The organism is Aminobacter niigataensis (genome assembly GCF_014200015.1).
Lineage (GTDB): Bacteria > Pseudomonadota > Alphaproteobacteria > Rhizobiales > Rhizobiaceae > Aminobacter > Aminobacter niigataensis.
This window is the reverse complement of record NZ_JACHOT010000005.1, coordinates 160,865-174,813: the sequence shown is the minus strand read 5'-3', so window position 1 is coordinate 174,813 and position 13,949 is coordinate 160,865. Positions and strand designations below refer to the sequence as shown.

15 protein-coding genes are annotated in these 13,949 nt (G+C 62.0%); all 15 read left to right on the top strand.

Annotated features, from left to right (window positions below):
- The first annotated feature begins 233 nt into the window (after nucleotides 1-233).
- Nucleotides 234-1,388, top strand: a complete 1,155-nt coding sequence (locus GGQ99_RS18180; RefSeq protein ID WP_108608915.1) for a transporter substrate-binding domain-containing protein — start codon at nucleotides 234-236, stop codon at nucleotides 1,386-1,388.
- A gap of 13 nt (nucleotides 1,389-1,401) precedes the next feature.
- On the top strand, nucleotides 1,402-2,010 hold the full coding sequence (locus tag GGQ99_RS18175) for an ANTAR domain-containing response regulator (protein ID WP_108608914.1): 609 nt from the start codon (nucleotides 1,402-1,404) through the stop codon (nucleotides 2,008-2,010).
- Between the two features lie 481 nt (nucleotides 2,011-2,491).
- Nucleotides 2,492-3,739 (top strand): transporter substrate-binding domain-containing protein, encoded by a 1,248-nt coding sequence (locus GGQ99_RS18170; protein WP_108608913.1) that lies wholly within the window; start codon nucleotides 2,492-2,494, stop codon nucleotides 3,737-3,739.
- Between the two features lie 75 nt (nucleotides 3,740-3,814).
- Nucleotides 3,815-4,705: an urea ABC transporter permease subunit UrtB gene (gene urtB, locus GGQ99_RS18165; RefSeq protein WP_108608912.1), complete on the top strand. Its 891-nt coding sequence runs from the start codon at nucleotides 3,815-3,817 to the stop codon at nucleotides 4,703-4,705.
- A gap of 25 nt (nucleotides 4,706-4,730) precedes the next feature.
- On the top strand, nucleotides 4,731-5,837 hold the full coding sequence (urtC, locus tag GGQ99_RS18160) for an urea ABC transporter permease subunit UrtC (RefSeq protein WP_108610004.1): 1,107 nt from the start codon (nucleotides 4,731-4,733) through the stop codon (nucleotides 5,835-5,837).
- Between the two features lie 3 nt (nucleotides 5,838-5,840).
- The gene (gene urtD, locus GGQ99_RS18155; protein ID WP_183263612.1) at nucleotides 5,841-6,638 is read left to right on the top strand and encodes an urea ABC transporter ATP-binding protein UrtD; all 798 of its coding nucleotides are present in this window, start codon (nucleotides 5,841-5,843) and stop codon (nucleotides 6,636-6,638) included.
- Nucleotides 6,631-7,326: an urea ABC transporter ATP-binding subunit UrtE gene (gene urtE / locus GGQ99_RS18150; RefSeq protein WP_183263611.1), complete on the top strand. Its 696-nt coding sequence runs from the start codon at nucleotides 6,631-6,633 to the stop codon at nucleotides 7,324-7,326. The genes urtD and urtE overlap by 8 nt, the downstream gene beginning before the upstream one ends.
- 75 nt (nucleotides 7,327-7,401) lie before the next feature.
- A complete protein-coding gene (gene ureE / locus GGQ99_RS18145; RefSeq protein ID WP_108608909.1) occupies nucleotides 7,402-7,854 on the top strand; it encodes an urease accessory protein UreE in 453 nt (150 codons plus the stop codon).
- Nucleotides 7,851-8,534 carry an urease accessory protein UreF gene (locus GGQ99_RS18140; RefSeq protein WP_183263610.1) on the top strand — a complete coding sequence of 228 codons (684 nt, stop codon included), beginning with the start codon at nucleotides 7,851-7,853 and terminating at the stop codon, nucleotides 8,532-8,534. The genes ureE and GGQ99_RS18140 overlap by 4 nt, the downstream gene beginning before the upstream one ends.
- Nucleotides 8,535-8,549: 15 nt before the next feature.
- Entirely contained in the window at nucleotides 8,550-9,245 is a 696-nt protein-coding gene (locus GGQ99_RS18135; RefSeq protein WP_108608907.1) for an urease subunit beta, read from the top strand.
- A 14-nt stretch (nucleotides 9,246-9,259) separates the two neighbouring features.
- The gene (gene ureC, locus GGQ99_RS18130) at nucleotides 9,260-10,972 is read left to right on the top strand and encodes an urease subunit alpha (protein ID WP_108608906.1); all 1,713 of its coding nucleotides are present in this window, start codon (nucleotides 9,260-9,262) and stop codon (nucleotides 10,970-10,972) included.
- 4 nt (nucleotides 10,973-10,976) lie between these two features.
- Nucleotides 10,977-11,624, top strand: coding sequence for an urease accessory protein UreG (gene ureG / locus GGQ99_RS18125; RefSeq protein ID WP_108608905.1), 648 nt, complete (start codon nucleotides 10,977-10,979; stop codon nucleotides 11,622-11,624).
- Nucleotides 11,621-12,499 carry an urease accessory protein UreD gene (locus tag GGQ99_RS18120; RefSeq protein ID WP_183263609.1) on the top strand — a complete coding sequence of 293 codons (879 nt, stop codon included), beginning with the start codon at nucleotides 11,621-11,623 and terminating at the stop codon, nucleotides 12,497-12,499. Before ureG ends, GGQ99_RS18120 begins: the two co-directional genes overlap by 4 nt.
- Nucleotides 12,500-12,538: 39 nt before the next feature.
- Entirely contained in the window at nucleotides 12,539-13,141 is a 603-nt protein-coding gene (locus GGQ99_RS18115) for a HupE/UreJ family protein (RefSeq protein ID WP_183263608.1), read from the top strand.
- Nucleotides 13,142-13,201: 60 nt separating this feature from the next.
- Nucleotides 13,202-13,912 (top strand): helix-turn-helix domain-containing protein, encoded by a 711-nt coding sequence (locus tag GGQ99_RS18110; RefSeq protein ID WP_183263607.1) that lies wholly within the window; start codon nucleotides 13,202-13,204, stop codon nucleotides 13,910-13,912.
- The last annotated feature ends 37 nt before the right edge of the window (nucleotides 13,913-13,949 follow it).

Sequence of the window (13,949 nt, the reverse complement as noted above, 5' to 3'; positions counted from 1 at the left end):
ATCAGCCTGATGCCGGCAACGCTGGCAATCTCGGGCGGGTCTCCCCTGCGGACGGAGTGACGGTCCTGATACGTAATGCTGTTCAGGCGCGTTGCCTTTCTTCGGCCGGCAGGATATTTCTATGGCACCGGAAACAGTGGCGTTTCCCAAATCTCCCCAAGCAGAATCTGTCCGGCTCACGCTGATGACCGGAGTACTTTGTTTCGACCTGCTCAATAGGTGGCATAGATCGCATGGCAAATGTCGACTGGCGTATTGGCGTCTTGTTTTCCAGCAGCGGGGTCACTGCTGCGGCCGAGATGGCGGAAGCGAACGCGACACGCCTGGCAACAGAAGAGATCAACGCAGCAGGCGGCGTTCGGGGGCGACTGATCAAGCCTGTTTTTTATGACCCGGAATGTTCTGCCAAGAAGTACCAGGAACTCGCCGTTCGCCTTCTCGCCGAGGATGGCATCAAGATCATTTTCGGATGCTATATGTCATCGGCAAGAAAAGCCGTCCTTCCGGAAATAGAATCCTACCGGGGAATGCTGTTCTACCCAACTTTCTACGAGGGGTTCGAGTACTCGACACGCTGTTTCTATACGGGTTCGTCGTCGAACCAGAATGCGGTCCAGCTCGCGCGGTATCTGATAGAGAATTACGGCAAGCGCTTCCTCCTGGTCGGCTCGAATTATGTGTTCCCCTACGAGTACAATCGTGTCGTCATGGATCTTGTGACGAGAGCCAACGGGACCATTCTCGATGAGATCTACGTCCCTGTCGAAGCCAACCGCAAGGATTTCGACCGGGTCATCAAGCAGATCAAGAAGCTGAAGCCGGACATCGTGGTGTCGACGGTCGTCGGCACCGGCGCGGTTATGCTCTACGAGGCCTACAAGGACGCCGGCTTCGACGCCGAAACCATGCCGATCGCCAGCCTGACGACAACCGAAGCTGAAGTTGCCGAGATGGCGCCCGAGGTTGCAGCCGGGCATCTGACTTCGGCGTCGTTCTTCGAAACTCTGGACACGCCACAGGCGCAGCGGTTTGTTTCCGCCTACAAGAAACGTTTTGGCCCCAATGCTCCTGTCACGGCAGGTGCCGAGGCCGCCTATTTCCAGGTACATCTCTACGCCAAGGCTCTGGAACTGGCCGGCACGGATGAGCCGGAGGCTTTGGCCAAACACTTGGCCGGGCTGGAATTCGATGCACCGCAAGGCCGCATACGGATTGACCCCGACAATCATCATACGGAACTCTGGTCGCGGATTGGGCGGGTCAATTCGGAAGGCAAGTTCGACGTCATCTGGCAATCCGAAACGAGAGTCAGGCCGGATCCTTACTTTGTCACCGCGTCATTTGATGATTGGATGAACAAGCCACATCAACTGAAACGCAAAGCATAGCGGATCGTTTTCGGTGCCAACCAGGATACTCCAGGACCTGAAAGGCTTGCGCGTTCAAGTCATCCATCCGCCAGATCCGGAGGGATTGGCGTTGGTCGAGCACCTACGGCGTATTGGCTGCAGCTGTGAAACAACGTGGCCGCTGCCGGATGCGATAAGCCCGACCGCGGTGGTGGTCCTGGTCTCGATCGAGCAGGAGAACCGGGAAAAGATCCTGCGCCTGTTTCGCCCGGTGCAGCCGTCCGACCCCGCCCTTGTGGCGGTGGTCACTTACGAAGACCCAAGTACACTTCAGGTGGTCCTGGAGTGCGGTGCGCTGGCAGTCATCGAGCGGCCGATCCGCCCATTTGGTTTGCTGACCAATCTGACGATCGCGCGCGCTCTCTGGCTCGAACGGCAGAATGCGGGCAAGCGAATCCGCAAGCTCGAGCGAAAGCTGGCCGGAAACAACCGGATCCTGCGGGCCAAGAGTATTTTGATGGAAACACAAGGGCTTACCGAGCATGACGCCTACGAAAACATTCGTCGGCAGGCGATGGCAAAGCGCGTTCCGATGGACGATCTGGCGAGCGCGATCATCAATGCACATGAGCTATTGACCTTCAAAGAGATGCGTGACTAGAATGAAAAATAATTGACGCCGGGTGAAGCCTGAGCGTCGATACGGTGCGAGACAAGGTCGTCAGCACCGACAGGCTGTGTAGCCCGCAAAACTCCTAACGGAGTTGGCGGGTTTTTTTGTTTTCGGCTGTTCCCGACAGGGCTGTTGGCAGCCGTTGGTCCAGATTGCAGCGATTACCGACGCTCATTGGCTAGCGCGTGCGAACGCGTGCGCGGGATTGCTTTGGCCAAATTTAGGCTGTCCAAAAAGGGGAGGGCATCTGCGTTTTGATCGTAACGTCAAATAATAAAAACGAAGAAGCTAAGTACACTCCTCCAAAGTTTGAGTGAAATTGTTAAATGTATTTTTGCAGAAAAAGGAGAGCGAAAAAGGATACTGAATAAAAGTTTATGGTCACATCGTTCTAGTACACGTTCTGCACGGCCGCGAATGGGGCGGCTTCCTAAAAATAAATCGCACATAGAGGCGAACAGGAGGAACAATGAAGAACCAAGATCGACGTACGTTTCTTAAAGCATCGGGTCTTGCGGCTGTCGGACTGGCAGCTCCGGCAATCCTGCGACTCGGGGGCAAAGCCTGGGCGGCAAATGAGATTCCTGTCGGCATCATGTATTCGCTGACGGGCACCACGGCGATCGTCGAGAAATCGATGAACCAGTGCGCCCAGATGGCGATTGCCGAAATCAACGCCAGGGGTGGCGTTCTTGGCCGCCAGCTGCGTGCAATCATCGAAGACCCTGCATCCGAGCCGCGCATATACAGCGAAAAGGCGCGCAAGCTCACGATCGAGGACCAGGTTCCGGTGATCTTCGGCTGTTACACCACAGCCAGCCGCAAGGCTGTCCTGCCGGTGGTGGAGCGGCGCAAGGGACTGCTGGTCTGGCCGACCTGGTACGAGGGCGAGGAGTGTTCCAAAAACGTGCTCTACGCCGGCTCGGCAGTGCCCAACCAGCAGCTGGAAAATTCCCTGCCGTGGCTGAAAAAGAGCCTCGGCAAGAACAAGGTCTTCATCGTCGGCTCCGACTATGCCTTTCCCCGCGGGATGGCAAAGACCTCGAAGACGATCTGCGAAAGGATCGGCATGGAGGTTGTCGGCGACGAGTACCTCCCGCTCGGGCATACCGAATGGGCGTCGATGGTATCAAAGATCGGCTCGAGCGGCGCAGACGTCATCTTCTCCAACGTCGTGGGCGACTCCATCGTTGCCTTCTACCGGGAACTGCGCAACCAGGGCTACGATTTCGACAAGCTCCCCTTGTGTTCTTCGACGACAACCGAAGTCGAGATCAAGGCGATGGGTCCTGAATACGCGCTGGGAAGCTACGTTTCGCTACCCTATTTCCAGACCGTCGACACGCCGCAGAACAAGGTTTTCGTCGAGGCATTCAAGGCCTATGCCGGAGCTGACGCTGTGACCCACGCGGCGATGGAGGCGGTGTATATCGGCGTCAACATGTGGGCAATGGCAGCAGAAAAAGCCGGCGATCTCGCGCCGGAGGCCATTGTTGCCAGTGTTGGCGGCCTGTCCTTCGACGCGCCGCAGGGCAAGGTCACGGTCGATCCCGACAACCTGCACAGCTACCTGACGCCGCGCATCGGCAAGACCCGTGCCGACGGCCTGCTCGACGTTGTCGATCAGTACGCCGAGCCGCTTGTGCCGCTGCCTTACTCGAGCGTCGGCGAGACGGCAGAGAAGCGGGTCTGCGCGACAAGCGGGGCGACGCTCTAGTCCCCGATCAGCCAGCTTTGCCGGCGCGGATGCTCGCGCCGGCACGATCCCTCGACAGACGCGGATGAAAGCGGCATGGAAACATTTGTCATTGGCTTGAGTATCGCATCGATACTTTTCATGGTCGCCCTTGGCCTGGCGATTATCTACGGCACCATGAACGTCATCAATCTGGCCCATGGCGAGATGGTGATGATCGGGGCCTACACCACGGTCCTGGCGACCAAGCACCTTGGCTTCAACATCTATCTCTGCCTGCCGCTGGCGTTTCTGGTGACGGCGACCTTTGGGCTGATCATCGAGCGAACTGTCGTTCGCAGGCTCTACGGGCGGCTGCTCGATACCTTGCTGGCGACATGGGGCATCGCGCTCATACTGCAGCAGCTCATCCGCATTCACTTTGGGCTCGGGCTCTTCGGCATCGAGATCGACGGCCTCGGCTCGGACCTTCAGAACGTCCCGGTTCCCGCGGAACTGCAGCAGGCCATACGTGTTTTCGGCGCTAACATACCGGTCTATCGGGCCTTCGTGTTCGTGGCCGCCCTGGCACTGGGCGCCATCAGTTGGTTGCTGATCTTCAAGACGCGTTTCGGCAGCCAGCTTCGAGCCGTTTCGGTTGCCAGGAATACAGCGGCCGCCTGCGGTATCAACGACAAGCGCGTCAATATGCTGGCGTTCGCCTATGGGTCCGGACTTGCGGGCATTGCGGGCGTGCTGGTGTCGGGTTTCAAGACCGTGTCACCCGACATGGGAACGCCTTATGTCGTCGATGCCTTTCTCGTCGTCGTCGCCGGCGGCGTTGGCCATCTGCTCGGCACCATGGCCTCGGCAGGCATTCTCGGCGAAGTCCAGAGCTTCGTCGCCACCTGGGCAAACGACGTCTACGGGCGAACGGTCCTGTTCACTGTCGTGATCCTTATTCTCCTCTTCAAGCCTCAGGGCCTCTTCGTCACCAAGAGCCGCTGAGCTTGGCTGCAACATGGACGAGCGCATGACATACCGCACCGCTTCCATAGTCGCATACGTAGTGTTCTTCGCCGTTGTGCTTGCGCTTCCGCTCGTGCTCAACAGCTTCTGGACCAACCGCGTCGCGATCTACCTTGTCTATTCGATCTGCGCGATCGGCATCAGCATGTCGTGGGGTTATGCCGGCATCCTGAGCCTCGGCCAGGGACTTTTTTTCGGCATGGGCTCTTACATGCTGGCGATGTCGCTGACCCTGGCCGTGCCGGAAAACAATCCGGTACCGCAACTCATGCTTCTCAACATGGAGCCGGATGCTGTCCGAGATCTGTGTTGCGTCACCACCGGTTCGTTCCTGTGGATCCCATTTCGATCCATCACGGTCGGCATGATTGCTGGGATCGTCGTGCCGTGCATTTTGGCTGCCGCGATCGGCTATGTTATGTTCAAGCGACGGACGACCGGCGTCTACGTCAGCATCATCACGCTGGCCTTCGCCTTGATCGGGCAGTTGCTGATCATCAACAACCAGCCGCTCACCGGCGGCTTCAACGGCCTCGCCAACCTTGCGCTGCTGAACATTGGCGGCTTTGAATTCGACCCTTATGGCCCCAGTGCCTACTACACCGTCGCGCTCACGCTCCTCGCGGTGATCCTCCTGGCACGCTACATGCTGTCAGGGCGGATAGGTCAGATACTCAAGGCCATTCGCGAGGACGAAGCGCGCGCCCGCTACCTCGGCTACGACGTCGAGAACTACAAGCTCTTCATCTTCTGCGTTTCGGCCGGTGTCGCCGGCCTGGCGGGAATGCTGTTCACCCTGACTTCCGAGTTCGCCACGCCGTCGCTGATGGCGACGTCATTGAGCATCTCGATGGTGATCTGGGCTGCGACAGGTGGCCGCGCATCGCTGCTCGGCGCCTGTATCGGGGCTCTGATCGTCAATTTCGTCGGCTCCCTGGCCAGCGAAAGCGCGACCTTCCAGCCGGTCTGGCCGATCATTTTGGGTCTGCTTTTTGTCTTCGTCGTCCTGTTCATGCCGAACGGGATTGCCGGGATATTCAAGGCCTTGGTCGAACGCTCCGGCAAGGCCGAGCGCTTCGCCGAGGCCGAACTGTCCGCAAGGGAGGCATGATCGATGAATGCCCTTCACAGGCCATCTCAATCTGCGGCACTGGCATCGGCTGCGCCCATTCTGCGGACGCAGAATCTGACGGTGAGGTTCGACGAATTTCCGGCGGTACGAGACGTCGATCTGTCGATCGCCGACGGCGAGCTCAGGGTGATCATCGGCGCCAACGGTGCAGGCAAGTCGACCTTGCTGGACCTCCTTTGCGGCAAGACGCTGCCGTCCGAGGGCGAGATCTGGCTGCATGACCGCAACATTACAGGCATCGGCGAGGCAGCCATTGCAAGGAGCGGCGTTGGTCGCAAATTCCAGACGCCAACGGTTTTCAAGGACATGACCGTGCTGGAAAACCTGCAGGTTGCCAGCAACCGCCGCGTCCGCGTCTTCCAGAACCTGTTCGATCGGGTGAAATCAGGTCCAAGCGACAAGGAGATCGCCGTCGCAGAAAGGACCGGCTTGCTCGGTTCGATGAAGCGCAAGGCATCGGAACTGTCGCACGGCCAACTGCAATGGCTCGAACTGGCAATGGTCCTGAGCCAGGACCCCAAGATCATCCTCCTCGACGAGCCCGCCGCAGGGATGACCTCGGCCGAAACCGACAAGACGGCCGAGTTGCTGCTCGACCTTGCAGGCCAACACACGGTGCTGGTCATCGAACACGACATGGCATTCGTCCGCCGCATCTGCCGGACCATTACCGTGATGCACCAGGGATCAGTGCTTGCCGAGGGAACCGCGGAGGAGATCGAACGCAACCCCGCAGTGATCGAGGCGTATCTTGGATCGGCGACGCTCAGCCATGCTTAAATTCAAAGACCTCAACGTGTTCTACGGAACCAGCCACATCATCCACGATCTCAACCTTGAAATCCGCAAGGGCGAGGTCTTCTGCATCATGGGGCGCAACGGCGTAGGCAAGACGACCCTGTTGCGCAGCCTGCTCGGCATCACCGTGCAGACCAAGGGCGCGATCGAGTTCGAAGGCACCGAGATCAGCCGGGACCTTACCTATGAACGTGCGCGGCGCGGCATCGGTTATGTGCCCCAGGGGCGTGAAATCGTGCCAGGGCTCAGCGTGCTCGACAATATCCTGCTTGGCTGCAACGCGCGGACGGATCGCCAGATGTCGGTCCCTCCGTTGGTCTGGACCCTGTTTCCCTTCTTGAAAGATCATCTGAACCGACGTGGCACCAATCTTTCCGGCGGCCAGCAGCAGCAACTGGCGATTGCACGGGCACTCGCTACGGATCCAAGCATTCTTGTCCTCGATGAACCGACTGAGGGCATCCAGCCGAACATCGTCGAGCACATCGAAAAAGCGATTATTTCGCTCAACCGGGATCATGGGCTGACCATCATCCTCGTCGAGCAGAAGATACGCTTTGCGCGCACTGCTGCGCATCGATTTGCCATCCTCGAAAAGGGACAAGTCGCTGCAGCTGGCGAAACCGCCGACCTCAGCAACGAGCTGATCCACAAGCATATGAGCCTTTAGAGCCGCCGTGGCTTTTTTGGCAGTCGGGATATCCGATGACACCGACGAATGGTCTAGAGCAGAGAGGATTTTGAGATGCTGCGAGTTGAAAGTGTTCTAGGCAGCCGAAGCGATCCGGCCTTGCACGAGGCCATCCACCATCTCGAACATCACCATGCGGTCGAGTTCGTGACGGTCGCGGCCGGCGATCTCGACCGGCGGCGGCTGATGGCGCGGACGGACAAGGGCGAAGAGGTGGCGATCACCCTGCCGCGCGACCAGAAGCTGCACGACGGTGCTGTCCTAGTGCTCGACGACCATCGCGCGGTGATCGTCAGGGCCGGCGAGCAGCGCTGGCTGAGGATCACGCCGCACTCGGCCAGCGATGCGCTGGAACTCGGCTATCACGCCGGCAATCTCCACTGGCGGGTGCGTTTCGACGGCGAGGATCTTCTGGTGGCGCAGGATGGGCCGGCCTCGGCCTATGCCGCGCGCATCGAAGCCCTGGTCTCGGGCGGTCGGGTCAAGCTGACGGAGGAGGCCGAATGAGCCTTTCGGCAACAAATCTGCTCGTCGCCCTGCAGCATGCCGACGGGCAATTCCCGTCAGGCGGCTTTGCTTTTTCGCAAGGGCTGGAGGCATCGTCATCGCTGGCCGACCGGTTGGGTGCATTCGATTTCGCCGATTTCGTAGACATCCAGATCCGCCACCGCTGGGCGGACGCGGACCGTGTCGCGCTGGTGCGGGCGTTTCGGCTTGCCGGCGATCTCGACGCACTTGCCGAACTGGACAGCGAGGTCGAGGCCTCGACCTTCGTCGAGGGGCTGCGGTTGGGCTCGCGCCGCAACGGCACGGCCCTCCTGACTACCCACGGGCGTCTGGGAACCAAGGGAGCAACTGCCTATCGCGGAATGGTCCGCAATGGCAGCGCCTGCGGCCACCTCGCCGTCGTCCAGGGCCTTGTGTGGCAGGCGCTCGGCCTCGACGAGGCGACTGCCGTTGCGATCGGCGGCTACCAGATGGTCGCCTCGTTGGCGACGGCTGCGGTGCGGCTCGGCCTGATCGGGGCCATCGACGCCCAGGCTTCGATGGCCCGGGCGCTGCCCGCGATCGAAGCCGCGGGCAGCAGGCCGGTCGCCGATGGCGAGGCGTTGCGTTCGTTCACGCCGCTTTGCGAGATCGCGGTCGCCATGCACGGCGTGTCCGGCCAGCGCCTGTTTTCGAATTGATGAGGAGCGCACGCCATGTTGCTGACCCCGACCGAACTTGAACGCCTGACCATCTACACGGCGGCCGAACTTGCGCGCAAACGACGGGCAAAGGGGTTGTTGCTCAACTATCCCGAAGCGGTCGCGCTCATTTCCGACGAGATCCTCGAAGGCGCCAGGGAAGGGCGCTCGGTCGCCGAGATGATGTCGATCGGCTCCGCTATCCTGACCCAGGCTGACGTCATGCCCGGCGTGGCGGCGATGCTGCCGATGCTGCAGATCGAGGCGACGTTCCGCGACGGCACCAAGCTGGTCACCGTGCATGAGCCGCTGCGACCGGCCGCCGGTGCTGTTGCCGACGACCTCGAGCCAGGCGCCATCATCACCGAAGAGGGCGAGATCGAGCTGAACGCCGGGCGCCGCAAGCTCACTCTGAAGGTGGTCAACACTGGCGACCGTCCGGTGCAGATCGGCAGCCATTACCATTTCTTCGAGGTCAACAAGGCGCTCGACTTCGACCGCGCAGCCGCCTTCGGCATGCGCCTGGACATTGCCGCCGGCACGGCGGTGCGTTTCGAGCCCGGACAGGAGAAGGACGTGCCGCTCACCACTTTCGGCGGGCAGCAACAGCTCTCCGGCCTCAACGGGCTGTCGAACGGCTCGGCCGACGATGCGGCGGTGAAGGCCGCTGCCCTTGATAACGCCCGCGCCCGCGGCTTCCGCGGCGCCTGAGGGGAGGAACGATCATGGCAACCCTGTCACGCCGCGATTATGCGGCAATGTATGGCCCGACCACCGGCGACGGCTTCCGTCTCGGCGACACCTCGCTCGTCGCTGTCGTCGAAAAGGACTATGCCGTCTATGGCGACGAATGCCTGCATGGCGGCGGCAAGACCTTGCGTGACGGAGCCGGCCTTGCCGCCGGCGTCACCAGTGCCGAGGGCGCGCTCGACTTCCTGTTGTGCAACGTCACCGTGATCGATGCCGTGGTCGGCATCGTCAAGGGCGATCTCGGCATCCGGGACGGCAAGATCGTCGGCATCGGCAAGGCCGGCAATCCGGCAATCATGGACGGTGTCGACCCGCGACTGATCGTGTCGGCGGCAACCACGGTGCGCGACTGCGAAGGCCTGATCGCCACCGCCGGCGCGCTCGACGTGCACGTGCATTTCGACAGCGCGCAATTGTGCGATCATGCCATTGCCTCGGGCATCACCACCATGCTCGGCGGTTCGCTCGGGCCGATCACCGTCGGCATCGATTGCGGCGGACCGTTCAATGTCGGCAAGATGCTGCAGGCGGCGGAAGAGTGGCCGATCAATTTTGGCTTCCTCGGCCGCGGCAATTCGCACAAGCCGGCCTCTCTGGTCGAGCAGATCGAGACCGGTTGCCTTGGCCTCAAGCTCCATGAGGACTGGGGCACCATGCCAGCGTCGATCGACACCTGCCTGACGGTGGCCGACCAGCTCGATTTCCCGGTCCAGATCCACACCGATACGCTGAACGAATCCGGCTTCCTCGAAGATACGCTCGCCGCCATCAACGGCCGCACCATCCACATGTACCACACCGAAGGTGCCGGCGGTGGCCACGCGCCGGACATCATCAGTGTCGCCGGCGTGCCGTGGTGCCTGCCGTCCTCGACCAACCCGACCAACCCCTACACCGTCAACACCTTCGACGAACACCTCGACATGACGATGGTGTGCCATCACCTCAACCCGGCGATCCCCGAGGATGTCGCCTTTGCCGAAAGCCGCATCCGCGCCCAGACCATCGCTGCCGAGGATATCCTGCACGATATCGGCGCGATCTCGATGCTCGGCTCCGACAGCCAGGGCATGGGCCGCATCAACGAGGTGATCTGCCGCACTTGGCAACTTGCCGACAAGATGAAGAAGCAGCGTGGCCGCCTGCCTGAGGAGGCGACGCGCTTTGGCGACAACGAACGCATCAAGCGCTACGTCGCCAAATACACCATCAATGCAGCCCGCACCTTCGGCATCGCCGAGCATGTCGGTTCGCTCGAAGACGGCAAGATGGCCGACATCGTGATCTGGCGGCCTGCCTTCTTCGGCATCAAGCCGGAACTGGTGATCAAGGGCGGTTTCATCGCCTGGGGTGCCATGGGCGACAGCGCCGCGTCGCTGATGACCTGCGAGCCGCTGTTGCTGCGCCCGCAATGGGGCGCCTTCGGACGCGCCAAGCAGGCGCTCTCGGCCTGCTTCGTCAATCCGCTTGCCATCGACCGGGGCCTTGCCGCGACGCTCGACCTGAAGAAGGCGCTGCTGCCGTCGCGCGGCAATCGCGGCCTCACGAAGAAGGACATGCTGCGCAACGATGCCTGTCCCAACATTCGCGTCGATCCGCAGACCTTCGATGTCTTTGTCGACGGCGAACTCGCCACCTGCGAGCCGGCGCATGAGCTGCCGCTGACCCAACGCTACATGCTGAGGTAATATCATGGACGCCAGGACTTCTTCCGCTACATCGTCAGCCTCGCGCGTGGGGGCTGCCCGCATCGGCATCGGCGGGCCCGTCGGTTCCGGCAAGACGGCACTGATCGAACGGCTGATCCCGGCCTTTGCCGCGCGCGGCGTGTCGCTGGCGATCGTCACCAACGATCTGGTGACGGCCGAGGATGCCGAACGCATCCGCCGCTCGGGCCTGATCGACCCGGCTCGCGTCGCAGCCGTCGAGGCGGGCGCCTGCCCGCACACCGTCATCCGCGAGGATCCGACGCTCAACATCGCCGCCGCCGACGATCTGGAAGTGCTGTTTCCCGATGTCGAGCTGATCCTCATCGAGAGCGGCGGCGACAATCTCGCCTCTACCTTCTCGCTCGATCTTGTCGACTGGTGGATGTTCGTCATCGACGTTGCCGGCGGCGACGACATTCCGCGCAAGAAGGGTCCCGGCGTCCTCAAATGCGACCTGCTGGTGGTCAACAAGACCGATCTCGCCCCCTATGTCGGCGTCGATCTCGAGGCGATGGCAGCGCAAGCCGCAACCGCGCGGGCTGGCCGGCCGATGGCGCTCACCAATTGCCGCAGCAATAACGGGATCGACGCGATCGCCGACCGCATCGTTTCGGACGTGTTGTTCAGATGACGAGCCATTGGCCCCAACCGCCTGCTACCTACGCTCTGGTACAGCCGCGCCAGGCCGAGGCACGCTGTGGCCGTTTCGAGCTCGCCTTCTCCCGCCACGGCGCGCGCACCCATCTGGGCCGCCAGTTCGTTTGCTACCCGTTCCACATGACACGGCCGTTCGCGCTCGATAGAGCCATTCCCTCGCTGCTGACGGTCTATCAGCAGTCTTCCTCGGGCGGGCTTTATCGTGACGACAGGCTGACGAGCCGCTACGAGCTCGGTGCCGGTGCGGCAGCCCATATCACCACCCAGGCGGCAACTGTCGTTCATGACTGCCATGGCCAGCCGGCGCACCAAGTGACCGAGATTGTCCTGGAAGAGAATGCATTCCTGGCCGTGACGCCCGATCCGCTGGTGCTGTTTCCCGGTGCATCCAGTTCAAGCACACTCCGGGCCCGGCTCGCGCCCGGCGCCGTGCTGTTATTGTCCGATGCCTTTACCTGCCACGATCCGGAGGGGCGCTTGCGTTCCTTCGACCGGCTTGGCTCCGATGTCTCGATCCGCGACGCGGCAGGCCGGCTGCTCGTGCGCGACAATCTCGAAGTGAGCGGCGCAGATATCGCAGGGCCGGCTTCGCCCATCGGCGGCTGGAAGGTCGTGTCCAACTTCATGCTGTTGGGCGATCCCACCCGGCTTCCGGCAGCCGAAGCACTTGTCGCGCTGAACGATATGGCCTCGGCGATCGTAGGGGTGAGCGCACTTGCCAATGGGGCGGGCTTTGGCCTGCGCTGCCTGGCGGCCGATGCGATCGCTGCCCGCAGCATCGGCGAAAGCCTTTTCGAGCTCGCCGTGGCCGCGGCCTTCGGTATCCAGCCAGTGCCACGACGCAAATGACAACCGCACTCACATCGCAACCGTGAAGGAAAGCCGATCATGAACACCAAGTCTCTCGCCAGGTCCGCCGCGCTGGCCGCCTTCGCCCTGGCGCCAAGCCTCGCCAACGCTCATACAGGTGTCGGTCATGTCGATGGTTTCGCCCACGGCTTTGCTCATCCGCTGGGCGGGCTCGACCACGTCCTTGCCATGGTCATGGTCGGCCTGTTCGCGTCCCAACTTGGCGGCCGGGCCCGCTGGCTGGTGCCGGCGAGCTTCGTTGCGGTGATGGTGCTGGGTGGGGTGCTTGGCCTTGCCGGCATCGCCGTGCCCTTCGTCGAGCTCGGCATCGGCCTGTCCATCGTCGTTCTCGGCGGCGTTGTCGCCTTCAACCTGCGGGCCGGAGTAGCTGCCGCCATGGCGCTGGTCGGTTTCTTTGCGGTCTTCCACGGTTATGCCCACGGCGCCGAGATGCCGGAGAGCGCCAGCGGCCTGGTCTATGGCCTGGGCTTTGTGCTGGCGACCGCAACGCTGCATGCGGCGGGCCTCGGCTTCGGCTTGCTGCTCGACGGCAAGGGCGGGGCGAGGGGCGCGCTGCTTGTCCGTTCGCTCGGCGCAGTGGCGGCTGTCGCCGGTGTCGGCGTGGTGACCGGTCTCGTCTGAGAAGCCATCTGCCGCTGCGCGAGCGCAGCACAACGCGTATGCCCGACAGGAGGTGCCAGGATGAGTATTTCAGTCCCCCTACATCAGGCCCGCCCTGTCGGGTTCCCCCGGGTCGGAGCTGGTGCCGGCAGGAAAGCCGTATCGCTGCCGCTGCAGCAGGACCCGCACGCCGTTCGCGCACCTGGGGAGAACGAACTGCAGGCGGCGATCGGCCGGGAGGTGCGGGCCTGCCGCAAACGCCACGGCATGACCGCCACCGAGCTCGCCAGCGCCGCAAGCATCTCGGTCGGCATGATGTCGAAGATCGAAAACGGCGTCATCTCGGCGTCGCTGACCACGCTGCAGGCCCTGTCCCAGGCACTCGGCGTGCCGATGACCGCGCTGCTCAGGAGCTTCGAGGAAGAGCGCAGCGCCGTGTTCGTCAAGGCGGGGGCAGGCGTCGGGGTCGAGCGGCGCGGCACGCGGGCGGGCCATCAATACAACCTCCTCGGCTATATCGGGTCCGGCTCCAGCGCAGTGTCGGTCGAGCCCTACCTCATCACCCTGGCCAGCGACACCGACACCTTCCCGCTGTTCCAGCACCCGGGAATGGAGTTCCTCTACCTGCTCGAAGGCGAGATCACCTACCGGCACGGCGCGAACCTCTACCATATGGCTCCCGGCGACAGCCTTTTCTTCGAAGCCGACACCCCGCACGGCCCCGAACAGCTGACCCGGTTGCCGATCCGCTTCCTGTCGATCATTTCTTATCCGCAGGGCGGAGAGGATTGATCAGGGTCTTGGTTGGCGAATACGAAAGCTTGTCAAC